At 39.0% G+C, this 26,907-nt stretch carries 25 protein-coding genes and 1 pseudogene; 3 read left to right on the forward strand and 23 right to left on the reverse strand.

The features are described 5' to 3' along the window. Positions 1-60: 60 nt before the first annotated feature. Complete coding sequence (gene lpdA / locus M3152_RS10710; protein WP_251695105.1) at positions 61-1,479, forward strand: dihydrolipoyl dehydrogenase; 1,419 nt, start codon at positions 61-63, stop codon at positions 1,477-1,479. A 174-nt stretch (positions 1,480-1,653) separates the two neighbouring features. On the opposite strand, the gene M3152_RS10715 is transcribed toward lpdA, so the two are convergent. From M3152_RS10715 to M3152_RS10805, 19 genes and pseudogenes are all read right to left on the reverse strand, one after another. Then, on the reverse strand, positions 1,654-2,268 hold the full coding sequence (locus M3152_RS10715; protein WP_251695106.1) for a class I SAM-dependent methyltransferase: 615 nt from the start codon (positions 2,266-2,268) through the stop codon (positions 1,654-1,656). A gap of 177 nt (positions 2,269-2,445) precedes the next feature. Beyond that, positions 2,446-2,685: pseudogene (locus M3152_RS10720) on the reverse strand (cadmium resistance transporter); the annotation flags it as partial. Positions 2,686-2,764: 79 nt separating this feature from the next. Next, positions 2,765-3,379 carry a CadD family cadmium resistance transporter gene (locus tag M3152_RS10725; protein WP_251695107.1) on the reverse strand — a complete coding sequence of 205 codons (615 nt, stop codon included), beginning with the start codon at positions 3,377-3,379 and terminating at the stop codon, positions 2,765-2,767. A gap of 923 nt (positions 3,380-4,302) precedes the next feature. Beyond that, positions 4,303-4,869, reverse strand: coding sequence for a YdhK family protein (locus M3152_RS10730; protein ID WP_251695108.1), 567 nt, complete (start codon positions 4,867-4,869; stop codon positions 4,303-4,305). 101 nt (positions 4,870-4,970) lie between these two features. Next, positions 4,971-5,297 carry a four-helix bundle copper-binding protein gene (locus M3152_RS10735; RefSeq protein ID WP_251695109.1) on the reverse strand — a complete coding sequence of 109 codons (327 nt, stop codon included), beginning with the start codon at positions 5,295-5,297 and terminating at the stop codon, positions 4,971-4,973. A 102-nt stretch (positions 5,298-5,399) separates the two neighbouring features. Continuing rightward, on the reverse strand, positions 5,400-6,500 hold the full coding sequence (locus M3152_RS10740; protein WP_251695110.1) for a stage II sporulation protein P: 1,101 nt from the start codon (positions 6,498-6,500) through the stop codon (positions 5,400-5,402). Between the two features lie 119 nt (positions 6,501-6,619). Further along, on the reverse strand, positions 6,620-8,122 hold the full coding sequence (locus M3152_RS10745) for a multicopper oxidase domain-containing protein (protein ID WP_251695322.1): 1,503 nt from the start codon (positions 8,120-8,122) through the stop codon (positions 6,620-6,622). A gap of 185 nt (positions 8,123-8,307) precedes the next feature. After that, on the reverse strand, positions 8,308-8,829 hold the full coding sequence (locus M3152_RS10750) for a DUF2269 domain-containing protein (protein ID WP_251695111.1): 522 nt from the start codon (positions 8,827-8,829) through the stop codon (positions 8,308-8,310). Continuing rightward, on the reverse strand, positions 8,820-9,002 hold the full coding sequence (locus M3152_RS10755) for a hypothetical protein (protein ID WP_251695112.1): 183 nt from the start codon (positions 9,000-9,002) through the stop codon (positions 8,820-8,822). The genes M3152_RS10750 and M3152_RS10755 overlap by 10 nt, the downstream gene beginning before the upstream one ends. A 128-nt stretch (positions 9,003-9,130) precedes the next feature. After that, positions 9,131-10,207, reverse strand: a complete 1,077-nt coding sequence (locus M3152_RS10760) for a sensor histidine kinase (protein WP_251695113.1) — start codon at positions 10,205-10,207, stop codon at positions 9,131-9,133. Next, positions 10,204-10,896, reverse strand: a complete 693-nt coding sequence (locus M3152_RS10765; RefSeq protein ID WP_251695114.1) for a response regulator transcription factor — start codon at positions 10,894-10,896, stop codon at positions 10,204-10,206. The genes M3152_RS10760 and M3152_RS10765 overlap by 4 nt, the downstream gene beginning before the upstream one ends. A gap of 198 nt (positions 10,897-11,094) precedes the next feature. Next, positions 11,095-13,512, reverse strand: coding sequence for a heavy metal translocating P-type ATPase (locus tag M3152_RS10770; protein ID WP_251695115.1), 2,418 nt, complete (start codon positions 13,510-13,512; stop codon positions 11,095-11,097). 141 nt (positions 13,513-13,653) lie between these two features. Beyond that, positions 13,654-13,857 carry a copper chaperone CopZ gene (copZ, locus tag M3152_RS10775; RefSeq protein WP_251695116.1) on the reverse strand — a complete coding sequence of 68 codons (204 nt, stop codon included), beginning with the start codon at positions 13,855-13,857 and terminating at the stop codon, positions 13,654-13,656. An 87-nt stretch (positions 13,858-13,944) separates the two neighbouring features. Then, entirely contained in the window at positions 13,945-14,232 is a 288-nt protein-coding gene (locus tag M3152_RS10780) for a metal-sensitive transcriptional regulator (RefSeq protein WP_251695117.1), read from the reverse strand. Between the two features lie 90 nt (positions 14,233-14,322). Then, positions 14,323-14,943 (reverse strand): nitrite reductase, encoded by a 621-nt coding sequence (locus tag M3152_RS10785; protein ID WP_251695118.1) that lies wholly within the window; start codon positions 14,941-14,943, stop codon positions 14,323-14,325. A gap of 325 nt (positions 14,944-15,268) precedes the next feature. Then, the gene (spoIIP, locus tag M3152_RS10790) at positions 15,269-16,072 is read right to left on the reverse strand and encodes a stage II sporulation protein P (protein ID WP_251695119.1); all 804 of its coding nucleotides are present in this window, start codon (positions 16,070-16,072) and stop codon (positions 15,269-15,271) included. Between the two features lie 250 nt (positions 16,073-16,322). Beyond that, positions 16,323-17,366 carry a C40 family peptidase gene (locus M3152_RS10795; RefSeq protein ID WP_251695120.1) on the reverse strand — a complete coding sequence of 348 codons (1,044 nt, stop codon included), beginning with the start codon at positions 17,364-17,366 and terminating at the stop codon, positions 16,323-16,325. A 220-nt stretch (positions 17,367-17,586) separates the two neighbouring features. Next, positions 17,587-18,168 carry a peroxiredoxin family protein gene (locus M3152_RS10800; protein WP_435371934.1) on the reverse strand — a complete coding sequence of 194 codons (582 nt, stop codon included), beginning with the start codon at positions 18,166-18,168 and terminating at the stop codon, positions 17,587-17,589. A 21-nt stretch (positions 18,169-18,189) separates the two neighbouring features. Then, complete coding sequence (locus M3152_RS10805; RefSeq protein WP_251695122.1) at positions 18,190-19,113, reverse strand: plastocyanin/azurin family copper-binding protein; 924 nt, start codon at positions 19,111-19,113, stop codon at positions 18,190-18,192. Positions 19,114-19,321: 208 nt separating this feature from the next. Between M3152_RS10805 and M3152_RS10810 the strand changes: the two genes are divergently transcribed. Together M3152_RS10810 and M3152_RS10815 are read left to right on the forward strand one after the other, a co-directional pair. Next, on the forward strand, positions 19,322-21,415 hold the full coding sequence (locus M3152_RS10810) for a heavy metal translocating P-type ATPase (RefSeq protein WP_251695123.1): 2,094 nt from the start codon (positions 19,322-19,324) through the stop codon (positions 21,413-21,415). A gap of 14 nt (positions 21,416-21,429) precedes the next feature. Beyond that, on the forward strand, positions 21,430-22,386 hold the full coding sequence (locus tag M3152_RS10815) for an endonuclease I family protein (RefSeq protein ID WP_251695124.1): 957 nt from the start codon (positions 21,430-21,432) through the stop codon (positions 22,384-22,386). A 143-nt stretch (positions 22,387-22,529) separates the two neighbouring features. On the opposite strand, the gene ccsB is transcribed toward M3152_RS10815, so the two are convergent. Genes ccsB through M3152_RS10835 form a run of 4 tightly spaced genes read right to left on the reverse strand, consistent with a single transcriptional unit; the run spans position 22,530 to position 26,894 of the window. Beyond that, positions 22,530-23,714: a c-type cytochrome biogenesis protein CcsB gene (gene ccsB / locus M3152_RS10820; protein WP_251695125.1), complete on the reverse strand. Its 1,185-nt coding sequence runs from the start codon at positions 23,712-23,714 to the stop codon at positions 22,530-22,532. Next, positions 23,714-25,363 (reverse strand): cytochrome c biogenesis protein ResB, encoded by a 1,650-nt coding sequence (resB, locus tag M3152_RS10825; protein ID WP_251695126.1) that lies wholly within the window; start codon positions 25,361-25,363, stop codon positions 23,714-23,716. Before resB ends, ccsB begins: the two co-directional genes overlap by 1 nt. A gap of 34 nt (positions 25,364-25,397) precedes the next feature. Next, positions 25,398-26,108, reverse strand: coding sequence for a cytochrome c biogenesis CcdA family protein (locus M3152_RS10830; protein WP_251695127.1), 711 nt, complete (start codon positions 26,106-26,108; stop codon positions 25,398-25,400). A 51-nt stretch (positions 26,109-26,159) separates the two neighbouring features. Then, positions 26,160-26,894 (reverse strand): urease accessory protein UreH domain-containing protein, encoded by a 735-nt coding sequence (locus M3152_RS10835; RefSeq protein ID WP_251695128.1) that lies wholly within the window; start codon positions 26,892-26,894, stop codon positions 26,160-26,162. Positions 26,895-26,907 lie beyond the last annotated feature (13 nt).

Genomic DNA, 26,907 nt, shown 5'->3' on the forward strand with positions numbered 1-26,907 from the left:
CGCTGTCACTCTAAGGCAATAATGATTTTTTCATTCTTAATATCCAAGGAGGAAACTAAAATGACTTCTAAAGGAATAAAAAATGTTGATTTGTTAATTATTGGCGCAGGATCAGGGGGATATGTAGCTGCCATACGTGCCGCTCAATTGGGGAAAAAGGTGGTGTTGGTGGATAAAGCAGAATTAGGAGGGGTTTGCCTTAACCGTGGGTGTATTCCTTCAAAGGCTCTTATCAGCGCTTCCGAACGAGTGAAACACATCAAACATGCTAATACAATGGGGATCAAGGTTTCTGGTGAAGTGGAAGTAGAGATGCCAGAGGTAGTTAAGTGGAAGGACGGAATAGTGGAGAAACTAACGAATGGCGTTCGGACTTTGCTGAAAGGCAATGGAGTGGTAGTCATTAGTGGAGAAGCGTTTCTTACTGAACCCCATGTTGCCAGGATCAAAATTGGAAACGAAGAACAATTCTATTCTTACAAAGATCTAATTATTGCGATCGGGTCTCTACCTATCGAGTTAAAAAGTATGCCATTTGATAATAAAAGAATCATTTCTTCAACTGAAGCATTAACGCTTCAAGAAGTACCGAAACATTTAGTTGTAGTAGGTGGTGGTTATATCGGTTTAGAGTTAGGAACTGCTTATGCTAAATTCGGAGCTAAAGTAACTATCCTTGAGGGATCAGATACAATTCTTTCAGGTACGGACCCTATGCTTACAAATGTCGTGAAACGTCAATTAAAGGAACTGGGAATTACACTCATAACGAATGCTTTAGTCCAAGGTGGAGAAAATACAGGCGATGAAGTAAACATTAAGGTTCTTGTTAATGGAGAGGAAGAGTTGATCAGGGGTGACTATTGCTTAGTCTCCATTGGAAGAAAACCGAACACAGGTAAAATCGGATTAGAAAATATCGGGGTCGAATTAGATCAACGCGGTTTTATTAAGATAAATGAAAAATGTCAAACAAACGTGGAACATGTATATGCGATTGGTGACTGTGCTGGTGGCGACCTCCTTGCTCACAAAGCGAGTTACGAAGGCAAGATAGCTGCTGAAGTTATAAGTGGGCAAAAAAGCGTCATTGATTATCGGGCCATGCCTTTTGTTATTTTTAGTGATCCTGAAGTAGCTTATACAGGTTTAACAGAGATGGAGGCAAAAGTACAAGGGTATGAAACGATTTCCAGTCGCTTCCCATTCCAAGCTAACGGCAGAGCATTAGCTGTTTCGGACGCTGATGGCTTCGTAAAAGTTGTAGCAGATAAGAAATCGAATCGGGTGTTAGGTGTACAAATGGTAGGACCAGATGTATCATCACTCATCGCTGAAGCAGTTCTTGCAATTGAGTGTGGAGCAACAGCAGAAGATCTTAGCCTTACGATTCATGCACATCCAACTTTACCGGAACCCCTCATGGAAGCTGCTGAAGGCGTTATGGGATATGCTATTCATATGCTGAATAAAAAATAATTAGAGCTTATTTAATTCACCTGGACCTGCACAATCATAAGTGCAGGTCCTATTATTTAGTTTAATGGATTAGCATTAATTGATATTATCATTATAAAAACGTAAATTTTTATCAGTGTTTTAAATGAAAGGATTATTAAATCAATAATTTGAAGTTCGGATTTTAATGAATCCCTAAATATTATTTAAGGTCGTTGGCTTTATACATAAAAACGTTCTTAAGCCTTCAAAAATTACTTTTTCTTGATACAGAATTTGCAACCCATTATCCTCTATATGACTTGTAAATTCACTCCACTCGAAAAATGCTTCGTTAGGATGGTCAAGGCCAAAGTACTTTTTAAAGAATTTAGATGCATCTCCATTCATGTCTTCAAGAAGCAAGACACCACCTGGTTTTAATACACGAGAAAATTCCTTAATGGCCTCTTTCCAGGCTGGAACATGATGTAAAACTCCAAATACAAAAACTGCATCAAATTCTTCCTCATGAACACCAATCTTTGTAATGTCTCCCACGAAGAAATTAGCGTTCAATTTTCTTTTCTTCGCCAAATCAATTTGACTCTCCATTAAGTCGAAAGCGTATAGCTTACTTGGAGAGTATTCTTTCTCAAGAAGATAGGTACTATATCCTGATCCACAACCTGCATCTAAAATCGATTTTCCCTTTAGATTGATATCATTTCGATTTAGAAAGTATTTAAACTTTTTAAATTCAAGGCTCTTTTGCATAAGTCTTCTTGCGGGGTTATTCATTAACATAAATTCAATTTTGTTTAGTTTCATATATGTAACACCACCTTTTGAAATTTTAGATAATCATTCAGAAGCTTTTCACCTTATCCATAGCGAGAAAGTATCAAATCATCATAAACACTTTAGATGACTGGAAATATAAATATCTAATTATCCGAAGAAAGACCACATCCTAGAAAGTGTATTCTGTTTTAACATAATATATATTCATAATCCTATAAACACAATTGGAATAACCCATCGACCGTATTTCTCAAGTGTTTCAGAAACATATCTAGACCGTGCTAAACGATAGCCGATTAAACACCAGACTGCACCCTTTATAAAGTAACAACCAACTGTAATGATCAGTTGGTTGTTACTTAAAGTAGAAAAGAACGGAACATAACCAATATTGTCTCCACCATTGGCAAATGTGATAAAGGCTACACTTAAATAGAACTTCCTCGAAAATTTAACACCCGTTAATACAATGAGTATAAACTATTCAGGACGCTATTTTACACATTTTTAATCCCTCAGTCATTTAAAGAAATGACAATATAGCATTGAATGTACCATTCTCATACATGATGTAAATCCCTAGCCCTATAAATACAATTGGTACAATCCAGCGTTCGTATTTCTCTATTTTTTCGGATATGTAACTCACGGAAGCTAAGCGATAACTTACATAGCATAAAACACCAACCATAATTAAAAAAACAATCATAGCAACTAGAATTTCAATCGTATTTAATGTCGTGAAGTACGGTACATAAATCGAAAAATCATCCGCACTAGAAGCTAAAACAATAAAAGTAACTGTCAAATATAATTGATTAAACCGTTTGGAGGAAAATAGAGATAAAATATTACTTTCATTTTCATCCTCTTCCCCCTTGATCCAAACTTTAATACCTAGATAAAGCGGTAAAAGTCCAAGTAATCCTATAACCCATTGCTGAGGAATGAAATTTGCAATTCCAAAAGCAACTAAGAGACTCACTGCTATAATAATTGCGGTACCTATATATTGTCCTATCCAAATATGCTTCGCCTGTCCTTTTTTTATTTGCGAAAATAAAAGAATTAATATAATTAGGTAGTCAATCCCTGTCGCTAAATAAACAGCAGCTGCTGTGAGCATCGTTACAATCATTTTTTCATCTCCAATGTTTTTAGATGATATGATGCAAAATCCCAAAAACAAAAACAGCGCCACAATTGTCAGAATCAAAGTGTGGATGTAACACATTCCTAACAAAAAAATCCAATACCGGATATTTCCGTTTTGCTATTTAAATTTGCGATGACATTAAATCATACTCTATTAGTTCAGCGGGAGAGAATTGCTGGATAAGCTTTGTGCTGTATCCTGACCCACAACCAGTATCTAACACCTTTCCCTCAAAAGAGAGTTATTCTTTTCTAAAAACTCCTTGAATGTATTAAATTCAATATTTTTTTAACCAGCGTCTCATCGGATTATTCATCAAATAGAACTGAAGTTTATGTAATTATGAAACTTCCCCTCTCATTAAAATATTCCTTTGAATATATTATAACCCATTTTCAACATTATTCAAACATCTGTTTGAATGATAAAACAAAAAAGAATTGGATTATTCCAATTCCCGATGTGCTATTCTCATTTAATTAAACTGCGAGGAGGAGTGCGACTGCGGGGATTGTAATCCGCGTGGCAAAACTGATACAGCTATGGAAACCGCAGACATTGCCCCTCTTGGCTGATGATTTGGAGAAACCACCCTTTACTATCGGTCAAAGGCGCAAAAACGCTAAACATTATTTTGTAAAATGTTTCATTTGCATAGGTCTTAAATTAATTGACTTGCTGCTAATCATGCCAGGTTGCTTACGTTATGGATGGCGTTTTTTTGCCTATAGCTGCAACTGTAATTGTTGTATCGAATTCTCTACAATAAACGAGACCCAATTATTAATATCTAAAAATGAAAAAGAGCTAAACCGTAGGGTTGGTTTAGCTCTTTTCAAAGTGGACTGCTATCCAAATAAATAGCATCACCAAACCGTAATTCGGATGAGAGTTACTAAATCTTTTTATTTTGGAGAGAGTTCATTTTCCGTAACCCATTTATGATTATTCATTTCTTCACCACCGGTAGTCGGAGTAAAATCGATCATGTATACAGTAGTTTTTTCAGCTGAATCAATTTCAGCTAATGCCCCTTTCATCCCTTTCATATGGTCTGCCTCTAAGGTGACCTCAGCTCCTGGTTCAAGAGTTTTACCATCAGCATCCTCAATCTCTTCTTGGATAACCCATTTATGATTTTCCACTCTTTCTCCACCAGTTACCGGCGTATATGAAACAGCGTAAGCAGTAGTATCATAAGCACCTACAATTGTTGCTACGGCACCTTTCATTCCTTTCATATGACCAGTTTCAATAATTGCTTCACTTCCTACTTCAAAGGTTGGATTTTCCGCTACTTTTAAGTTTGCCGGAACTTCACCTGAGCTGGAATGGTGGTGCATCTCCATTTCAATATCTTCCTGTTTCGGTTCATTATTGACGTCTGTGTTTTTCTCATTGGTCGTGTTATTCCCACATCCACTTAAACCAATGACTACCGCGAGACCTAAAAGAAGTAAATGCTTCTTCATTTGAATACACCTCTAATTTAACATATTTATGAAAGAAGCTATTCCAAGAAACTGTTTTAGTTTCTCGGGATAGCTCCTCCAATGAAGTTTTTTCAGTATGCTTAAGCCACCGCTTGACGGCATGCTTCGGCACATTTTCTGCAAGATTCGGCACAGCGTTTGCAATGATCCTCGTCATGTTTAGCACACTCTTCCGCGCAACGGTCGCAGACCTCTGCACAAAGTTCTAAAATCTGATTAGTAAATGGGCTGTTGCGAGTTATAGCCTGTGCAGTGAACGCACAAACATCGGCACATTCACGGTCCAATCGTATGCATTCAGCCATCATCTTAACATCTTCTTCTTTCAAGCATGCATCAAAACAAGTATTACATTCCTCTAGGCATTCTAGAATCGCCTTAAGTGTTTCTGCGTATTTCGTATTCACGGTCTCACCTCCTGAGATTTTCATTCGGTGTAATTTTTCCCTTAAGGAATTATTTTAAACGGGAAGTGGGCATCTCCTTAAAAAGTCCTTATATTCATTAAATCATTTATCTAAATTGCTTTTCCCGTGCCAATAATATTCGCTTAACTCATCCGCCAATGCTTCGACAGTTCGCTGTAGTTCCTCTACTGTATTATCGACACCTCCAATTTCAACAATAATGGAATTTGGAGAAAGATCTTGGTTATAAACTCCATTGCCTTGGCTTTTGTCCTTTTTCAATATTCCTTTTGACAAACTGGGATACTGCTTTGAAAGAACATTATGCACTTCCTCAGCAAAAGAAAGATTCTTTGCGTAATCTTCATGTCCAGTTCCCACAACGAACAATAGCCGGGCATAGTTTTCCCCATTTATTTTTATGGTGGTAGAATCTTTCCGCAATGAATCACGATGTAAGTCTAAGAAAATATCTAAATCTTTATTTTCGCCCCGCGCTGTCCTAACTATTTCTCCTGAAAGCTGATAAGAACTATTATAGTCTAATCCTCGCAAACTTAGTTCTTGGACAATATCAGTTGAATCCATTTTCGTTCCTACTCCTCTTCTTTCCAATGCTTTGCCAAGCATTTCACCAACCAATGTCATATTCGCTTTTGAGTGATACGCTCCTTCCGGTTTATTTCTGTCTTTTAAATACGGTAAGAAGGATTCCCTGTTATGTGTGTGATAAATAAAAATAACATCTCTGCCGAAAGTCGAGTGTATAGAATCTTTAGGAATCATTTCGGGAGATTTCATATTCGCAAAGATAGCATCAAGATTCTTAAATGTAAGCTCACCATCTTTCAAAAGATCTTTCATGAGCGGTTTGAATTCATCTCTATCTGGTTGTTGCTCTTTATTCTTCATAATTTTTTCATCTGGTGTGCTATTAATTGACATGTTGAATTCTGTAACTGGATTCGGAATACCTGAATGTTTGTCTAACGTTTCCATCTCAAAGTTTGAAAAAGAGGAGTCACTTCCAGACACGGGATTTTCTTTGTTTTCATCTTTCCGAATATATAAAGCAAGCATAGAAACGATTAGTAACCAAATAAAAAATAATACAATTGCAAAATATAAAAGAACAGCGAGCAAGGACTTTTTCTTTTTCTTCTTATTCTTATTCTTTGAATATGGCTTGATTTTTTGAAGCATTATTTGGCCTACCTTTAGATAGAATGAAATTTTTTCCTTAGAAGAATTCCAAAACAGCCAGTGTGAACCACTACACACTGGCTGTTACTGCTTTCTAACTCAATTAAATAGATTGATCTTTATTCGACTTTTACTTGTCCCATCATACCATTGTCTTCATGTTCGAGAATATGACAATGGAACATATAAACACCCTTATGATTAAATTGTATAGCTATTTTTACCGTCTCATCTGGTTGAATCGCAATACTGTCTTTCCATCCCCGCTCATTTTCAGGCGGTGCTTCTCCATTCCTGGAAATTATTTTAAATTGCGTTCCGTGGATGTGAAATGGATGAATCATACCGCCCATATCGTCCGGCTTATTGTAAATTTCCCAGACTTCCTTAACCCCTTGCTGTTGTGTGAAGTCAATTCTCTCCGGATCGTACTTCTTTCCATTTATCGTTACCATATCCATCATCCCAAATAGTTCCATCTTTTTTGTGACTGGCAGATCCATTTCTTCCTCTGTTAATGATATATCATTCATTACTCCTGGAATCTTACTAATCGCTCTACTTTTATCTAAAACCTCAAATGGTAAAAGAATAGATCCATCCTCATTCGTTAACGCCAAATCCTTTTCTGTATCAAGTTGTGAAAAATCAACAATAATTTCAGCCCTCTCAGAAGGTGTCAGTGTTACTTCTTTTAAAGTGACCGGTTCATTCAAGAAGCCGCCATCTGTAGCGATTTGGACAAAAGAATCACCCGTATTCAATTTAAAAGTAAAGTTCCGCGCATTAGACCCATTTAGTAAACGGAGACGTACTTTCTCTTTGTTGACAGTCAACTTGGGATTCAAGGTCCCATTGACTAATAGTGTATTGCCGATTGTTCCATCTTCATTCTTTGCAGCACTGTAATTCAATTGTTTCTTATCATCAAATTTCCGATCTTGAAAAATTAAAGGAATATCATTCTCACCATAAATACTTGGCAACCCAAGGCTTTTCGAATTATCATCTTCAATATAAATCAAACCGGCAAGTCCATTGTATACCTGTTCAGATGTTTTTCCTTCGGGATGTGGATGAAACCATAATGTTGACGCTTCTTGTGTCACTTCAAATTCAATTACTTTTTCTTCTCCCGGTTCAAGTCCATCATGCGGTCCTCCATCAACGTCAGCGGGTACTTCCAGGCCGTGCCAGTGAAAAGTCGTCGCTTCATCCAACTCATTTATCGTTCTAATTTTAACTTTGTCACCTTTCTCAAAACGGAGCATTGGTCCTAAAAACGACCCGTTGTATCCATACGTTTCAGTTTCAGTCTCATTGAATATTTCGGTCTTTCCTTTTTGTGCCCGAACCGTGTATACGACATCTTCACCGTCATCCTGTTCAAGCATAGTAGGGATTTTCAATTCATTTTCCCCTGTTGAGTCGTTTAACATAACTACCTCGTCATGACTCATATGCCCTTCCATCATTTCACCCATAGTGGAATGATCCATTTCCTCCATTTCATGATTCATTGTTGAATGATCCATTTCCTTCTCAGGCTGAACGTTATTACTACAACCGCTGATAACCAATATACTAATTGCCGCTGCGGCAAGTTTTATCTTGATTCCCATCACTTTTTTCCCCTCTCTATGATTATTTCTATTTTCAGCATAACAAGAACATATGAAAAAAATATGCATGCGACAGGTGTGTCTAAAATTCGTCATAATTAATGCATAGAATTTGCATAGTCTGTGGAATACGAAATAAGAAAACCCATGCCAACTCTTATAGAAGTTGGCATGGGTTCTCTTATTTAGTCTATCGTCGTGACCTTACGCTGTTGTTCTTGCTTGCGCAGCCCATACCGCGTCATACCTCGCGGCTTATAGACCGATAATATTGTGATGATGAGCAATACTAGCAGGCCGCCCCCGGCATGGAGCAATTCACCCCACATCCCTCCAAGATCAGCACTTCCCGTCCCTATCGCAACTTCAGCAAAGAAGCTCACTGTCTGCATATTCAGCAACAAGACGGTAGTCGCTAGTATAGTTAGCAGAAGTTTGAAAAGGACCCAGTAATGCCTTACTAACCCCCACTTGGTTCCCATTGACATAACAAGCCCAGTAAGTAGAGAGAAAAGAGCCAACGGGACAATAGCGAACCAACCAATCAACTCCATCGCTATCCATACAGCTTGAACTGTCTTAGTATCTTGACTGGAGAGAGCCGCAACAACAAGTATCAGGAAACCAACTACCGCGCCGAGCCAGCCCACCGAAGAAGCGATATGCACAGTGAGTGCTAACTTGCGGAGAGCGGGTTTCATGACCATGGCTGTTCCACACTTTGCTCAACGCCGGTTGAAGACGGTAGGTGGCGACCAGGGCCGTGTTTACCACCACTGACGATCATAATAAGGATGACTAGTAACACTAGAACGATTGCGATTATCCCAGACACTTTTACCCAGCGAGGTGTATTTGAAGTCGTTTTACGGTCAGCCATATGTGTATCCTCCTCTGTTGCACATCTTTGATAATAATTCTTTCATCTAGATTTCCTCCTTAGTATTCAAACCTAATGTCAATTTAGTATAACAATGTATTATGAACGGATGATGAACAGAGAATTACCTATTTCCTGTTAGTAGATTCGTTCAAAGTCAATGGTAGTGAAAAAGTAAAGGTTGTTCCTGTCCCTACTTCACTTTCCACTTTAATATCGGTTTGATGAAGATCTAATATGTGCTTAACAATGGATAAGCCTAGCCCTGTGCCCGCCTTATTTGTACGAGCTGCATCAGCTTTATAAAATCTTTCCCAAATAGCTTGAATTTCTTCTTGACTGATTCCCGGTCCATAATCACGAATCGACACCACCGCTCGTTCTCCCTTGTTTAGAAACACTTTTATTGAACTATTGTAGGTGGAAAATTGTACTGCATTTTGAATTAAATTAACTATCACTTGATCTATCCGATCAGCATCGGCAAATACGTAGATATCTTGTTCTTCTCTAGATATTAACTCTACATTCAAATTTTTATTTACAAACTCAACTTCCATGCGAGCCATGACTTGGCGTACCAGCTCTGACAAATTAAAAAGTGCTGGACGAATTTCTAATTGTCCCGATTCGATTTGAGACATATCCAGAATATCATTTACAAGCTTTATCATTCGTTCAGTTTGTTCTTTAATGACGCTAAAATAATGTCGTTTTTTATCATTGGGGATTTTATCATCAAGAAATGCCGTCGCAAACCCATGAATTGAAGTGAGTGGTGAGCGTAGATCATGGGAAACATTGGCGACAAAATCCTTTCTCATCTTGTCCAAGCTGGCCAACTCATGTGTCATATGGTTGAATGTTTGTCCCAGTTCCCCCAGTTCGTCATGTGTCCTGATCTTAACGCTTTGATTAAAATCTCCTCTAGCGATTTGAAGGGCAACCCGATTCATTTCCCGAAGTGGAGCGGTAATTCTTTTAGTGATGTAATAGGTAAATAAACCTGTAATCGTTATAGAAATAATAGAAGAAGTTATTAACATGTATTTCAATTGGTTTATACCCTCAAGATTAAGGTGCATTTCAGTAAGGTTGTTCTGAAATAGCAAATATGAAGTAGTAGCAAAAATAAAATGTGACACAATTAATATGACGATATATGTGATAAACAGCTTAACAAAAATACTTTTTATTCGAATCAATGGCTGTACACCTCAAATTTATATCCGACTCCTCTTATAGTTTTCACTCTCCAGTTAGAGTTGGCATTTCCTAATTTATCTCGAATCCTTTTGATATGCACATCAACCGTTCTCGGATCCCCTTCAAAATCCAAGCTCCATATTTGTTCCAAAAGTTGCTGACGAGTGAATACTTGATTGGGATGGATGGCGAGAAAATGCAGCAACTCCATTTCTTTAGGTGCCAGACCAATTTCCTTTTCATCATAAATTACCTTGTATTGATGAAGATTAATCTCTAACAAAGGAAGCTCGATAATCTGATTAGTATCTAATGTCGGTTTGGCTCGCCGAAGAACCGCTTTGATCCGTGCCATTAATTCATTCGGATCAAATGGTTTCACCAGGTAATCATCTGTCCCTAGGTCAAAACCTTTTAGCTTATCGTAGCTTTCACCTTTCCCGGTCAACATGATAATAGGAGTTCTATCAAATCTCCTTATTTCCTTGCAAACTTCCCAACCGTCCATTTCAGGCAGCATAATATCCAGGATGACCAGATCAGGTGGACTTTCATGAAACATATCTAACCCAGTTGCCCCATCGTTTGCAACGCTAACTTTATAACCACTTTTTTCTGCGTATAAATTGATCAAATCACAAATGTATGAATCATCCTCGATGACGAGAACTTTAATTGGCTTGTTCATCATCCGACCTCTCATTCTTTTACACTTTATAGTAGCATCCTTTTATGAACAGAACGTGAACACAATCGATATTAAGACAAGCAAGCAGAATGTGTTAGACGACAATCAAAGCAACCTAATATACCAAGATGGGTTCTTTTTTAGATATAAAAAGACCTATAACAACTCCAGTTAAGAGTTGGTATAGGCCTTTCATTTTTAATTCCTTATTTTCACTTTCTGTAGACGCAATGCATTCAACACCACGGAAACCGAACTGAAGGCCATCGCTGCACCCGCTACCCAAGGAGCTAATAAGCCAATTGCTGCAATCGGAATTCCAATTGTGTTGTAAATGAAAGCGAAAAATAAGTTCTCTTTTATATTTCGCATTGTTTTTCGGCTCATGATAATCGCATCTGCAACACTATTTAAATCTCCCCGCATTAAAGTGATGTCAGCGGCCTCTATCGCAATATCCGTACCGGTCCCGACTGCCATTCCTACATTTGCCATGGCAAGCGCTGGCGCGTCATTAATGCCGTCACCGACCATCGCCACCTTCTTGCCTTGTTCTTGAAGCTTTTTAATCTCTGCACTTTTCTGTTCCGGCAGCACTTCTGCAATTACGTTAGACAGGTTTACTTGACGCGCAATGGCCTCTGCAGTACGTTGATTGTCACCAGTTAGCATAATGACTTCCAGTCCTAGTTCCTGCATTCTGGCAATCGCTTCTTTTGAAGTTCCTTTTACTGTATCAGCTACTGCAACAACACCAGCAAGTTTAGTATCTACAGCTACAAGCATAGCTGTTTTCCCTTCACTTTCCAGCTCCTCCATTGAGGCTTCTGAATCCAAAGTTGCAATGTTACGCTCTCTCATCAATTTTCTTGTGCCAACTAACACTTCTCTACCATTTACTTCGGCCCGAATACCAAATCCCGGTAAAGCTTCAAAGTCAGTCGCCTCCAATAACGACAAACCTTTCTCCTTGACTCCCTTAACAATTGCTTGTGCCAATGGATGCTCCGATTGATTTTCAGCAGTTCCAATCAATTGAAGAACTTCCTCTTCATCAAATCCATCGGCGACCAGAATATCTGTTAGTGCAGGTTCACCTTTTGTGACTGTTCCTGTTTTATCTAATACGACTGTGTCAATTGACTGCGTGTTCTCCAAATGTTCTCCGCCTTTAAAGAGAAGGCCCATTTCAGCAGCCCTACCCGAACCTGCCATAATAGAAGTCGGTGTTGCCAATCCAAGTGCACATGGGCAAGCAATGACCAAAATCGAAATGGTCGGGATAAGAGCTGAGCGGAAATCACCCGGTGTCACAGCAAAATACCAAATAAAGAAAATGACAATTGCAATGACAACAACGATAGGCACGAAAACTCCAGAAATTCGGTCAGCCAATCGCTGAATATCTGCCTTAGACCCTTGTGCCTCTTCAACCACTTTGACAATTTGTGCTAAAGCTGTATCTTTTCCCACTTTTGTTGCTTTGATTTGCAACGAACCATTCTTATTAATCGTTGCACCAATTACAACGTCGCCCGCAACTTTATCAATCGGTATACTTTCGCCCGTTATCATCGATTCATCGATTGCAGATCGTCCTTCAATAATTTCCCCATCCACCGGAATCTTTTCACCCGGTTTGACTAGGATAATATCTCCTGCCACCACTTCTTCAATTGGGATTTCTTGTTCGGTGTTATTTCTCAGAACTCGGGCTGTTTTAGCCTGCAAACCAAGTAGCTTTTGAATAGCCTGACTCGTTTTCCCTTTTGCACGAACTTCAAATAACTTACCTAGTACAATTAAAGTGATAATGACAGCTGAAGCTTCAAAATAGAGTTCCGGATGCCCGACACTACCTGTACTCATCCATTCGATTGACAAATAGAGACTGTAGAAGTACGCTGCGCTCGTACCCAGTGCAACCAAGACGTCCATGTTGGCACTTTTATTTCGTAAAGCATTGAAAGCACCTCTATAAAATTGGGCACCAACATAAAATTGAACCGGCGTTGCAAGCGCAAGCTGTACCCACGGATTCATTAGAACGTTAGGCAAATAAATAAATGACAAAAATTCAAAATGAGCTACCATCGTCCATAATAAAGGAGCCGTCAGAATCAGCGAAATAATGAACTTCCTCTGCTGCCTCTTGATTTCTTGTTCTTTATGATCCATCTTGTTTTGCCCATCTTGCTTCGGAATCAATTCATAGCCCAATTTCTTAACAGCAGTAATCATGTCAGAAGTTTGAACCTGTTTACTGTCATATTCAACTGCAATTGTTTCTAGCGCAAAGTTGACGTTAGCATTAGCTACCCCATCCATCTTGCTGATTCTTTTTTCTATCTTTGTCGCGCAAGCCGCGCAAGTCATGCCCGAAATATCAAAAGAGGCTTTTTCTTGAATGACACTGTAGCCGAGCTTTTCAACCCTTTCCTTAAACTCATTGACATTTGTTTTATCTGGGTCATAGACGATTGTTGAACGTTCCAATGCAAAATTCACATTTGCTCGTTCAACGCCCTCTATTTTGGAAAGCCCCTTTTCAATTCGGTTGGCGCATGCTGCACAAGTCATTCCATTAATTTGTAACGTTTTTTCTTGAGTTGCCATTTATTTTCACTCCAATACATAGTGGGGGTATATTGAGATTAAAAAGAAAGACCATACCAGATGGTACGATCTTACCCGCCGCCTTCTACCCCCGAGTGGTATAACCGGAAGAATCAATTTACGAAAGTATGATACCCGAGATTAGGCGATGTCATACCCTTGCTCTTCAATCGTTTCCTTAATTTGATCCAATGTTGTTTGCCCGCTGTCAAATTCTACAGAAACTTCACTACTGCTAAGATTCACCTTTACGGCAGAAACGCCTGTAAGATTCCCAACGCTTTCCTCAATAGAATTGACGCAATGATTACATGACATCCCTTGAACTTTCAATGTTTCATTCATTTTGACGACCTCCTAATCAGTTATTACTTTAAATTTACTATACCCCCGCATGGTATATCAACTGTTAAATAAAAAAATCAGAGCTCTTTATTTCGTCATTGTTTTCATGACATCCATCAATTCCTTAATGGAATTTTCGCCGTCTTGCCCTTTAATCGCATTTGCTACACAGTGATGAGTGTGATCTTCCAGCAAAGCGAGAGAAACCTTGTTCATCGCTGATTGAATGGCACTGATTTGGTGTAAAATATCCACACAGTAACGGTCGTTTTCAACCATTTGATGAACCCCCCTCACTTGCCCTTCAATGCGTTTTAAACGGTTTAGAAGCTGCTGCTTATTTGGTTGAACAGTAGATTTGTTTGTTTCCTGCATTCTTCTCCCCCTTCCCGACTAGTAATCATACCCCTTACCCCTATTATAACTCTTTACTTCTTTCAGTACCAATGAAAATTAACAACGGTTTCATTTGATATGCTCAAGTAAAGCTTCGTTTCCAACCCGTTTTACAAACTTGTGAAATTGTTCCCGCTTTTTTCCCTGTCTGCCGTATAAGTCAATTAATTGTTCAACAACTGAATACAATTCTTCCGGAGAAAGCTTATCCTTGAATAATTGACCGACTGAAGCATCGTTTCCTTTTGATTTTCCACCGATATACAGACTATAAGTATCCCTTGTCTTCATAACACCAATATCATTCATGAGCGGCTCTCCACAACCAACTGGACAACCTGTATAAGCAGGTCTTAACGTGACAGGAACTGGAGTTCCTGCTATTCTATTGTTCAATTCAATCGCAACAGGCATTCCTTCTTCTTCAGAGCCTTTGCAAAAGTTACACGTTCGTAAACTTTTAACATAATTCCCGACTGGATAACAATGAAGTCCAGCTTCTTTAAACTCTGCAATGATCTCTTCTTTTTTCTCTTCAAGTATTTCAACGTATAATTGTTGAAAGGTAGTTAACTCCAATTCCTCTTCGTCTCCTAAATGTTTAGCCAACACCATTAGCTGTTTTGCAGTGAGCTTAGCCCCATAATTGATGCCACCATTTACAGCGATTTTTATTTTACTATCCTTCATGATTTACTCCTTTGAATTCTATATTTGCATTTATTCAAATGTTAGTTGCAATATCATTATTACTGATAGTCCTAATATAAAGCAAATCAAAGTCATTAAAAATACGCCCATCCTTATTCCGAGATGGGCGCAATTACAGCTATGATTTGATACCTTAAGTTTCCGGAAATTGCTCTGTATGCTACAGCTGAGAAGTGACTATTGGTATATCTATATAATTGGATTGAACTTGCACTTCCCCAGAGAACGCATATCCTTTTCACCAAATGCAAAATGTACTTTCTTTTAGAAAAAAATTCCTTAAACCTCATTATTACTAAGAACTTTACTCTTGTAATACGGTAGAAATCGCTTTCGCTAAAACAGAAATTGATCGATTTATTTCTTCTTCTGTATTATCTATACCTCCAAGCTCAATAAGAACCATATTTTGAGCCAAGTCCTGATTATAGACACCGTCTACATGCTCTCCTCTTTTACCAAAAATCCCACGCGAAATACCCGGCACCAATTTATCTAATTGAGCAGACAACTGCTCGGCGTATTCTTTGTTTTTGTGGAAATTTGGATTATTTTCTCCTAAAACGAAATATATTTTTCCATACGTCTGGTTATTATAAGTAAGTGTCGTTGTCTTCCTTTTAGCGGAATCCCTATGAAGGTCAATGATTAAATCATACTCATTTTCCTTGATTTGTTTTTCAACAAAAGGACGTACCACGTGATAAGCCTCGCGGAATGCACTATTCTGCTTTTCCATTTCTTCCATTGTATCAATAGCAAGAAATTCCGTTTGAATGTCGTTTAGATCAAAATGATTTTTTATTGTATCTTCGAACGCCATAATATTTGAAGCGGGATGATAGACGGCTGTAAGATTTTCCTTGTTTTGCACGATAGGTTGGAAGGCTTCATGTGAATGTGTGAAAAACACTAGGGCTTTTGAAGGTTTTTGTTGTAAATGAGGAACGTCGGATTCTGACAGATTTTCCGCGTACACTATTAGACTTTTTTTTATCGGCTCTGCTTTGGTTATTTGTAAAGGTATTGAAGAATAATTTACGACAATTATTGGAGATAAAAATAGTGCTAATATGAAAACTGAATATATTTTAGCTTCTGTTCTCATTTTACTCCCCTCCGAATATAATTCTATGTATCTAATCAACAGAATAGAATTGTAGAACTGTATTTGGAAAAGGTAATACTATGGAACATATTGAGTAGAAATTCGATTGCCATAAGGTGTTAAAGTAGACCGTATAGTGTGGAGCATAGCTTCCCACTCACTTATGCAAAATCATCTATAATCTTTATAATAAATAATAAGGCACCCATCTATACTACAAGATGAGTGCCATTACTATGAGTTGGTACCTTTATCTTCCGGAAATTGCGCTGTATACTGCAGCTGAGAATTCTGCGCGTGTCGCTTCTTTTGCGATGCTAAAGTTTTTAGATTGAAACACTGTTGTCTGATCCAATGTCTTAAGTGCATGAATTGACTCTGAGGCCCAGTGATTAGATGGTACATCATTATAATTTGACGCGACTTGCACATTGCCAGCTATTTTTTCTTGAAGATCAAACGCTCTATCTACGATTGCCGCAAGATGCGCACGTGTAAGTTTGTCGTTAATACCAAAATCACCAGTTGCATAACCTTGAAGGATTCCCGCTTCATTCAAAGCCGCAATGTCGGCTGCATATTGGTGATCAGGCGCAACGTCCGTAAATGTCACTTCGGTGGAACCCTTTAATTTGAGCTCACGATTTATCATTGCTGCTGCTTGACCTCGTGTAATTGTCTTTTCAGGTTTGAATGTGGAATCTTCATAGCCCTTTATGACGCCGATTTCGTTTAGTGCAATAATTGCCTCAACAGCAGGATGTTCTACAGAAAGATCACTAAATACTTCACTCATCTTTTCATCTGATTTTACTTGCACAGGGTCAAAAGCTACTTTGGTGATATTTGCCACGCGTTTAGCACCGGCATACTTCGGAGCCCAATAAGGATCAGTTTTTAAATTTGCCTTAAGAACACCACGGCTCTTGGCTGAGATAAATTCGTTATCCCCTAAATAGATTCCAGTGTGTGAAATTCCTTTTTTATACGTATTTTTAAAAAACACAAGATCCCCAGGCATCAGATCTTCTTTACTAATGGAAGTTCCTACTTTAAACTGGTCTGCCGATGTTCTTGGTAAATTGATGTTAAACTCGTTAAAGACGTACCGTATATATCCCGAACAGTCAAAGCCTTTGGGAGTTGTACCTCCAAATTTATACGGCGTACCATAAAACTTTGCGGCATAGGATGCTATATCATTAGAACTTGCGCTGACTTTATTTAGAGTCATAAATTGTATAGTGCTCATAAGAAACACTGCCATAACTAATTGATAAACTCGTATTCTCATTTTCCACCCCAACTGTATTATTATCTATCTATTTGTTCTATCCTGTTTATAGGTAAACTTTAGCACATAGAATATGAATTCCGCTTTACAGTATCATGACATTAACATTACTAAACTTAGGATTTTTTAAGGAGATTATTTGAAGAGCACATCAAAAAACGCTTAGATATATTCATCTAAGCGTTTTCGTTATATAGATTATCACAATTATTGAGAGCTTCTAATTAAGATTCTCAACAAGTTCATTTATCATCTTTTCATCCATAGGTCCAAGTATCTTTTGACTAATAACTCCATCCGTGCCAATTACGTACGTGGTCGGAATGGTTATGATATTATACAAATCCAATACATCCCCATCATTATCCAGTAGGATAGGAAAAGTTAGTCCGTACTCCTTGACAAACTTCTCAATACTTTTCTTCCCTCCTCTCTCTTCGGAGGTCATATTAACTGCAATGATTTCCACATTCGCAGCATCCTTCTTATTCTTATAATAATTTTGCATATGGGGCATTTCTACCTTGCATGGGCCACACCATGACGCCCAGAAATTAAGAATAACTATTTTCCCTTTATAATCAGTTAGCTTCACTTTTTCACCCGAAAGCGTAGGAAGTTCAAAATTCGGTGGTGCTTTTCCTTTTTCAAGTCCTGATTCATCATCTATTACCGATGTTACATACGCGGCTTGAACTGTATCGATCGGCTCAGTTATTTCTGTATTTGACTTGACCATTTTAACAATAAATCCACTGATAATTAGTACTGCTATAACAATACCTACGGTCCATTTAATCACATTCATCCCTTCTGATAAGTGCTAGCTTACAATGAATTGACCAATCATACCAAATTCTTTATGCCCTGGAATAGTACAATAAAATTCATAAACTCCTGATTCAGTAGGTGTAAATGTAAGAGTTTCAGTACTTTTTGGTGAGGCATGGAGATGTATTACATTGCTTCCTGTTTCATGATTATGATGTGATTCATTATTATTTGGAAGGGACGGAACTTTAATTTCAATATCATGCTCTATATTATCTAGGTTTTTGAGTGTCAAGGTGACCTCCCTGTCTTTCTCAACAATAATTTTATTATTTGAGTACTTCATATCAATAGAATCTACAACAATAATTTGTCTTTCTTTATTAATTTTTTCGGTTGGATTAGATGTTGCTGAATGATGACTATTAGATGCTGACGATTCCCCTAGCATTCTATTTTTCTCCGCGATGGAATTGCCACCAATTAAGTAAACAGCAACTAATGTTGAGATCACCAAAGGTTTTAATAACCACTTTTTTGTGTGCACCTTTGCATTTCGAGGAGTTTTCACAATAGCTATAATAAAAATAGTGCTGACTGATAAAAACAAGAAAATCTGAACCAAACTTATAGACTGGTCTTCACGAATCATCTCTCCAACCATCGCCCCCATCATACCACCCATTAATCCAGCCATAAATCCCTCTAATACAGAGAGAACTCCAAAACGCAGGCCACATAACGAGCCAGCTAACACTCCAATGGCTATTGAGATGATTGTTGATAGGAATAGATCCCCTTGATAAGTTACACCTAGTAGAATACCCGCAGTCAAGCCCACGTTCATGCCATAGAACATTGAAATGATCATGCCTTGCATAGTCCCTAATATTTTTTTCAATCTACCAGCCCAGATAACAACTATGAACGTTAAAAAACCAAGTGAACCTAGCACAAATAGCTGAAAATCCCCCATTGATCTCCCACCTTTAATGTCAAATAATCTAATTTCATTCTACGGCTATATACCTTATAAGGGTATGTTGCGAAACTGAACTACATGATTAATCTACAGTCAGAATTCACACTTCCATGATAAATTCCAAAAAGTGCATAGTCTTTGCATAAGTAATGGGTATAATTAACACATACTTAAAACCGAACATTAGAGAGGAGGTAATGGTGTGTCGAACCACTCACATCATCACCACAAACCGGAAAAACATACTGCATCAGAGCACAATCATGATCAGCATGCCCATCACTCCAACGAAGAACATCACGGGCATAATGATCACCATTCCCATGAAAAACATAATCACGGACATCATGATCACCATGCACATATGGTAGAAGATTTTAAAAGGCGTTTCTATATTTCGCTCATTGTTACGATCCCTATATTAATCTTGTCACCAATGATTCAAATGTTTTTGAACGTGGACTGGCGTTTTACTGGGGATATGTATATCCTGTTTGCACTGTCTACTTTTGTATTTTTATATGGGGGTTGGCCTTTCCTTGCAGGGACTAAGGATGAACTGAAAAATAAAACCCCGGGCATGATGACGCTGATTTCATTAGCCATTACCGTTGCATATGTGTACAGTACAGCTGCAGTATTCGGCTTTGCAGAAAATGATTTCTTCTGGGAACTGGCTACACTTGTAGACATTATGTTACTTGGTCACTGGATTGAAATGCGTTCCGTAATGGGTGCCTCAAAAGCATTGGAAGAGCTAGCCAAGTTGATGCCTTCCGAGGCACATCTCATTGATGAGGATGGAGTTATTAAAGAAGTTGACGTAACGGAGTTGAAACAAGGCGATCGTGTACTTGTTAAACCTGGCGAAAAGGTACCGGTAGATGGAAAAATACTTGAAGGAAAATCGACGATTGACGAGTCGATGCTTACCGGAGAATCGGTTCCAGTTGAAAAAGAAGCTGGATTAGAGGCAATTGGCGGATCAATTAATGGGGAAGGATCCCTTGTTATTTCTGTCACGAAAACAGGTAGCGAAACATACCTTTCACAAGTCATTACCTTAGTAAAGGAAGCCCAAGAATCCAAATCACGCGCCCAAGACCTTGCGAACCGTGCTGCTAAGTGGTTGTTTTACGGTGCACTCGCTGCAGGCCTGATTACATTCATTATTTGGATTTCCCTTGGCTATCCTGTTTCATTCGCAATGGAAAGAATGGTGACCGTACTTATTATTGCTTGTCCACACGCTTTAGGATTGGCAGCTCCATTGGTTGTGGCCGTTTCAACATCCATTGCAGCTAAAAATGGACTTCTCATCCGAAATCGAGCCGCTTTTGAAGGTGCCCGGAATATCGAGGCCGTCGTTTTCGATAAAACCGGTACATTGACGAAAGGTGAGTTCGGTGTAACCAACATCTACACATTTGGGGACTTCAGTGAAGAAGATGTCATTTCCTATGCAGCCACAGTCGAAGCTCAATCTCAACATCCTCTTGCGAAAGGTGTCACTAGGAAAGCAGACGAGATGGGCATCCCTCTTCAACGAGTGGAGAATTTCCAATCACTAACCGGTAAAGGGCTTGAAGGGACAGTAGATGGAAAACAGGTTATGGTCGTCAGTCCTGGTTATGTGAAAGAGTTGAACCTCAAATTTGATACGGTTCAATTCGATCAGTGGTCTTCGGAAGGAAAAACGGTCGTATTCACGCTGATTGATAAACAACTTGCCGGTATGATCGCCCTTGCGGATATCGTCCGTGAGACGGCCATAGATGCCATCAATATACTAAAAGAAATGAACGTCAAATCCATCATGCTTACGGGTGATAATGTAAAAGTAGCCCATTATGTAGGAGGACAACTTGGAATGGAGGAGATCTTCGCTGAAGTCCTTCCACACGAGAAGTCCGCAAAGATCGAGCATATCCAAAACGTTGAGCGACTCCGAACAGCAATGACTGGAGATGGGGTCAACGATGCACCTGCTCTCGCAAAAGCAGATTTAGGTATTGCTGTAGGGGCAGGTACTGATGTAGCCATCGAAACCGCCGATGTCGTTCTTGTTAAAAGTAATCCGCTTGATGTCGTGAATATTATTAAACTATCAAGGGCTACCTATCGTAAAATGACACAAAACTTGTGGTGGGCTGCAGGATATAATATCGCTGCAATCCCATTAGCGGCAGGTGTTCTCTATCCAATCGGCATTGTTCTAAGCCCAGCTGTAGGAGCCATATTAATGTCTTTAAGTACGATCATTGTAGCAATCAATGCAAGACTTCTGAAACTTTAAGGACTACTGAGATTATGCAAAAAGTAGTTGAAGGCGGTGGAGTCATGGAGAATAACGACTTGATTCAAAAAGAGCTGAAAGAATTAGAGTGTATGGAGGAATGCGATTCCGATGTCCTTGTGGCCCAATTAACAAAAAATCAACAACTAATTACATCAAGCCGTGAGCTATATTATAAGGAAGAACAGGATCAATCATGGATCGAGCATTATTACTGCCAAATTTCTTTTAGTGAAACTACACCTAAGCGTTTATTCCAGGACCTATGTAAACTTGTAACCGAAACTCACAAATATCAGCACCCTTATCACATAAGTAAAGATCAGTATCTTTACACTTGGGTTGACCTTCAACCAGACGGTCAACTAAAAAACATCTATTCCGGTGTGCAAAAAAATCCTAAAGTAGTCATTGAAGAAGATTTCAATACGGTTCAAAAACGGTTTCAAAAGTACCGAAAACTCGTCTTTAAGCAAAGGTACTCTAGCAAAGAAATCGGCAGGCATGTCAGAAGAGTTTCGAATGAACATAAATTCAATGCTGAACACGTTGTTCCCCAATCTTGGTTTAAAGCGAGGGAACCTATGAAAGGAGATTTACACCATCTCTTTGCATGTGAGCCGGTGTGTAATAGTACACGGTCTAACTTTCCCTATTATGAATTCGATTCATCAGCAGCGTCGGTTAGAAAACGTAGTTACTGCGGCTTATTTGATATCAACCAATTTGAACCAGAGTATGGTAAAGGACAAGTTGCCCGTGCAACCCTTTATTTCTTATTGCGATACCCAACAGAAATCTTACAGCACTATAAAAAAACCATTAGTCTCCCTTTATTGGTCCGGTGGCATGAACAATTCCCGGTAAACATCTACGAAAAGCATAGAAATAAAGCTATTTTTGAGATTCAGGGAAACCGAAATCCGTTTATCGACTTTCCCAATCTGACAAATGAAATAGATTTACAATAAAAAAATTCCGGCGTGTAGTAGTATCATACACACCGGAATTTTAGTTTAATCGCCACTGACAAAAGAGACAATAGCACCGAGATTCCTCTATGGCCGTATAGAAAATGCCTAAGGTTATATTATCAGCAGCTTTTTTTTCAGAATCATGCGTATGAATGCAGTCCTGCAATAATCAAGTTAACTGCAATTAAGTTAAACATGATAATGATAAAACCAATGACTGCAAGCCAGGCTGATTTCTCACCTTCCCATCCGCGGGAGAGCCGAAGATGTAAGTAGGCTGCATAGAATAACCACGTAATGAGCGCCCATACTTCTTTCGGATCCCACCCCCAAAATCTGGACCATGCTTCATGTGCCCAAATCATTGCAAAAACGAGTGCCCCAAGGGTAAATACCGGGAATCCGATCAGGACTGACCTGTAACCAATTTCATCCATAACTTCGGAATTCGCCTTTTTCGCGAACGGCTGAAACAATGCTGCAATCGGGCGACGCAAAATAAGTCTTAGCAGTATATAAAGGACTATGCCTGTTGCAACTGACCAAACGAAAGTCGTAAGCGTCTTCGCATTAACGATTGGAGGCATTTCAGCCAGCGGCGTCATCTTGTCGGGAGTAAGTGATTCATACTCATTCATCCCAAATAATGGCGGATAATTATATACTATTTGTGCTGTTTGTTCATTTTTATTAATATAGGTGAACTTCGCCTCATACCCCATGATCGCAAATGTGGAGGATGACAATATAAATCCGACAACAAGAATAAGAGTGAACATCACTGACTCCAACCAAAAACGTTGCTTTGATCTCTTCGTTAGATCAATGTTTTTCAATAGAAATACGAGACCTGCAACCGCGCTAATTGCGAGAATAGCCTCACCAATTGCTGCAGTAATAACATGAATCGTCAACCAATGGGTTTGCAACGCTGGAATTAATGGCGTGAGCTCCCGAGGGAACATACTTGCATATCCGATCATCACAACAGCTAGTGGTAATGCAAACAACCCAAGGGATGGTGTTCTGTAAAGGAAAAATAGTAAGATGAACGCGCCAACAACCATCATTGCAAATGCCGTAATAAATTCAAACATATTACTAACCGGTGCATGAGCAGAAGCAATCCATCGTGTAATAAAATAACCTAGATGAGCAATAAATCCAATTATCGTAATTCCGATCGCAATTTTTCCCCAACGATTATTTTCATATGACTCTTGTGTTTTTGCACCTTTTACCGCTCCGCCGAAGAATAGCGTTGCAACAAGATATGCAACAAATGAAAAGAACATTAAATTCCCACTCAATGATGCTAATTGCATTATAACTTGTCCCCTTTCATGCCTTCCTTATCAAACTTAGTTTCTTGTCTATCTTCATACTGCGGCAAGTCGGCGTAGACTCTCACTTTATCAAGCTCCTTTTTTAATCCAAACCAGTTTTTATTCGTATGACCTGCAAGGACAAGCTCATTCCCTTCACCTTTTTGTATCCATATTCTCCGATGGTTCCAGTAGGATCCTTGTGCAACTCCAATCATGAAAATAATACCCCCTAGGAGCAATAGATAGAGCGTTTTATCCTTCCGAACAACAAGGCCAGTAATGTCTCGTGTTTCCGCGCTGACAAACTTTACTTCATAATCATTTACATTTGTTTCAAGCGTCTGTCTGATAGCGACAAAACTTTTATCACCTTCCGGCTTGGCTGGCGTCACCATATTAAATATGAATGCTGGATTGTTCGGAATCGGTGATTTAGTAACGGGTTCTCCGTCTTCAACACCATCATAATCTGGATAATAATCTAACAGCTCGACAATCGCGCCTTCGTTTAATTCATACAAACGCCCGGGATTGAGAAGGTCAACCGTAAATTCGCCAAATGACTTGCTCGTCGACTTTTCCATCAATTGGAATGTCATCGATTTTAATTCGTTGAGACGGTAATCCATTTGGTATACGTTGAATCCGTCAAAGTTTAATGGTTTATTAACGGTGATTGAATAGTCTTTTACAAATTCCATCTTCTCTGACTGACCTGGAATGCCGCCCACCGGATCTTTATATAAGGTGACATCTGATTGGAAATTTTTCACGATAGTCCCAACTCGATCTATAGCCTGACCGAAAGCTGCATCTTCTTCCTTCGAATAAGTCTCTATAATGAAATCATTGTTCTTTAAATAATAGCCGGGAGCTCCCGGGAGGGCACGTGTCTCTCCTTCTCGAAGCCAAACCGTTTCATCGACATAAAAACCAGGAAGAGTTCGTAAAAGAACCGCAAACAGGAAGATGATCAATCCCGTATGATTGACGTAAGGACCCCATCTAGAAAAACGGCCTTTCTCCGCAAGCAACGCTCCTTCTTCAGTCTTCACGTTGTAACGAAGTTCTTTAAGCTTCTCTTCCGCTTTAGCAAATGAGCTATTCGAATCAACAACTACCCCTTCGCCATATATCCTTTGCTTTGTCAAAAAGGATCTATGCCGTTTCGTACGTTGCTTTTTCAATGATTTATAGAGTGGAAAAACCCTGTCAACACTGGCAATAATGATGGAAGTACCAAGCATTCCGATTAATGTGATGAACCACCAACTATTGTACATATCATAAAATCCGAGATTATAATAAAGGGTACCGGCAAACCCATAGTGCTTTTCGTAATATGCTAAAATATCTGCATCAGTAGTTGCCGGAACAAATAGCTTCTGTGGAAATAGCGTTCCTATTGCTGATGTCGCAAGGACTGCAATAATGATATTAATTCCTACCTTAACACTAGAAAAGAAGTTCCAGATTTTATCAACAATCGATCGTTTATATGTTTGTGATCTTCTTGCCGATCCTTCATATCGCATATCGATAAGTTTACTTTCCCTCGCCTCATCAGTCTGAGGACGTCCGCATTGCTCACAAAGAACCGTGCCAAAAGGGTTTTCATGACCACAATGGCATTTTATTTTACTCATTTATCAATATCTCCTTAAAGATTTTAATTTGCTGTTAAAACCCCATGAAATCCCCGAAAAATGGACTAAGCCAAGCAATAATGAACGTCAATCCATCAAAGAAAAGCAGGATTCCAAGTGCAATCATGATATAACCACCGACTTTGGTAATTGTTCGGCTATATTTTTGAATCCATTTAACACGGGTAATGAAAATCGAAAGTAGGAAAAATGGAATCGCGAATCCAAGAACATAGGCAAGCATATACCAGATGCCAGAACCCGGATTTTGGGAAGCTAGCATGAAGACAGCCCCTGTTATCGGACCGGTACACGGTGTCCATCCCGCTGCAAACGCAAGTCCAATAAGAAACGTGCCAAAATAACCAGCAGGTCGGTTTTTAAATTGGAGTTTTTTCTCCTTCATTAGGAATGCTGGTGTAAATAGACCAATAATCATTAAACCGAAAATAATAATGAAAATGGAACCAATTTGTCGAAGGAGATCTTGATATTGAATAAAGAAAGTCCCTACGAAACTGGAGCTAAATCCAAGAAATATGAAGATGATTGAAAAGCCTAATAGAAACAATAATGTGTGTATGATTCCGCTTTTCCGTATCTTCTTACTATCAGATTTCAATTCATCGAGTGACATGCCAGTAATATAAGAAAGGAACGCTGGGTAGAGCGGTAATGTGCAGGGTGATATGAAGTTAAGAAGCCCTGCACCAAATGCTAGAATTAAATTCAGATCAGTTAACATATATGAACACTCCTTAAATTGAACACAAACAGCAATTTGTTAGAAAAAAAATTAAATCCCCCAATAAGTCAACGTATCAAATAGACCGATCAACACTAATAGCAATCCCGCTAACCGTTGAATGACACGACCGATTTTCACGCTTTTCCTCATGATTCGGCGATCTGTTTCGAAAACCCATATAATCAGGAATAGAAGAATAAGGGGGAATGATGTTGCGATTCCAAATACGGCGGGAAGTACAAACCCATACGAGGTTGACGAAACGATTGGCATGAGCCAAACGAAAAACAGAACAAACATTGTCGGGCAAAATGCAAGTGAAAAACTTGCACCTAGAAGGAAAGAGCCAATCTTCCCTTTTCGCATTCGTACCGGTATATGTATAGTCATCCGTTGAAAGACTCTCAGTTTCAAAACTCCCAATAGTACAAGCCCAGTAACAACAATGAGAGGGCCTATCACTTTACGGAAAAGCGGAAAGTACTCGGTCATCTTTGATTCGAATGTTTGACCGAACATCCATGCCAAAAGGCCAAATGCGCTGAATACGACAACCTTTCCTGCAATGAAAGCAAAAATTTCGAGCCAATCTGTCTTGAATTGAATCGTCCGATTGCCGTAAAGAGTGATGGCGCTCATATTCCCTGTCAATTGACAGGGGGCAACAGCGCCAACTACTCCTAACAGTAATGCAACCATGAGTGGGAAATCTGCATACGCATTAATTAGGCCCGTGACAGGCTCCGTGATTATTTGACTGATTTTCGACAAAAATCCATACATTGAAAATCACCAA

It is taken from the genome of Sporosarcina luteola, from assembly GCF_023715245.1.
Taxonomy (GTDB): domain Bacteria; phylum Bacillota; class Bacilli; order Bacillales_A; family Planococcaceae; genus Sporosarcina; species Sporosarcina luteola_C.

What these genes read in the sequence shown, in the direction of transcription:
- M3152_RS10805 (WP_251695122.1), bottom strand. Translation starts at nt 19,113, where the DNA reads ATGGGGGATTTTCAGCTATTTGTGCTAGGTTCACTTGGTTTTTTAACG.
- M3152_RS10795 (WP_251695120.1), bottom strand. Translation starts at nt 17,366, where the DNA reads ATGAGAATACGAGTTTATCAATTAGTTATGGCAGTGTTTCTTATGAGC.
- M3152_RS10770 (WP_251695115.1), bottom strand. Translation starts at nt 13,512, where the DNA reads ATGGCAACTCAAGAAAAAACGTTACAAATTAATGGAATGACTTGTGCA.
- ccsB (WP_251695125.1), bottom strand. Translation starts at nt 23,714, where the DNA reads ATGCAATTAGCATCATTGAGTGGGAATTTAATGTTCTTTTCATTTGTT.
- M3152_RS10765 (WP_251695114.1), bottom strand. Translation starts at nt 10,896, where the DNA reads ATGAACAAGCCAATTAAAGTTCTCGTCATCGAGGATGATTCATACATT.
- copZ (WP_251695116.1), bottom strand. Translation starts at nt 13,857, where the DNA reads ATGAATGAAACATTGAAAGTTCAAGGGATGTCATGTAATCATTGCGTC.
- spoIIP (WP_251695119.1), bottom strand. Translation starts at nt 16,072, where the DNA reads ATGAGAACAGAAGCTAAAATATATTCAGTTTTCATATTAGCACTATTT.
- M3152_RS10715 (WP_251695106.1), bottom strand. Translation starts at nt 2,268, where the DNA reads ATGAAACTAAACAAAATTGAATTTATGTTAATGAATAACCCCGCAAGA.
- M3152_RS10725 (WP_251695107.1), bottom strand. Translation starts at nt 3,379, where the DNA reads ATGATTGTAACGATGCTCACAGCAGCTGCTGTTTATTTAGCGACAGGG.
- M3152_RS10830 (WP_251695127.1), bottom strand. Translation starts at nt 26,108, where the DNA reads ATGTTAACTGATCTGAATTTAATTCTAGCATTTGGTGCAGGGCTTCTT.
- M3152_RS10780 (WP_251695117.1), bottom strand. Translation starts at nt 14,232, where the DNA reads ATGCAGGAAACAAACAAATCTACTGTTCAACCAAATAAGCAGCAGCTT.
- lpdA (WP_251695105.1), top strand. Translation starts at nt 61, where the DNA reads ATGACTTCTAAAGGAATAAAAAATGTTGATTTGTTAATTATTGGCGCA.
- M3152_RS10740 (WP_251695110.1), bottom strand. Translation starts at nt 6,500, where the DNA reads ATGCTTCAAAAAATCAAGCCATATTCAAAGAATAAGAATAAGAAGAAA.
- M3152_RS10730 (WP_251695108.1), bottom strand. Translation starts at nt 4,869, where the DNA reads ATGAAGAAGCATTTACTTCTTTTAGGTCTCGCGGTAGTCATTGGTTTA.
- M3152_RS10745 (WP_251695322.1), bottom strand. Translation starts at nt 8,122, where the DNA reads ATGGGAATCAAGATAAAACTTGCCGCAGCGGCAATTAGTATATTGGTT.
- M3152_RS10815 (WP_251695124.1), top strand. Translation starts at nt 21,430, where the DNA reads ATGCAAAAAGTAGTTGAAGGCGGTGGAGTCATGGAGAATAACGACTTG.
- M3152_RS10755 (WP_251695112.1), bottom strand. Translation starts at nt 9,002, where the DNA reads ATGGCTGACCGTAAAACGACTTCAAATACACCTCGCTGGGTAAAAGTG.
- M3152_RS10835 (WP_251695128.1), bottom strand. Translation starts at nt 26,894, where the DNA reads ATGTATGGATTTTTGTCGAAAATCAGTCAAATAATCACGGAGCCTGTC.
- M3152_RS10785 (WP_251695118.1), bottom strand. Translation starts at nt 14,943, where the DNA reads ATGAAGGATAGTAAAATAAAAATCGCTGTAAATGGTGGCATCAATTAT.
- M3152_RS10750 (WP_251695111.1), bottom strand. Translation starts at nt 8,829, where the DNA reads ATGGTCATGAAACCCGCTCTCCGCAAGTTAGCACTCACTGTGCATATC.
- resB (WP_251695126.1), bottom strand. Translation starts at nt 25,363, where the DNA reads ATGAGTAAAATAAAATGCCATTGTGGTCATGAAAACCCTTTTGGCACG.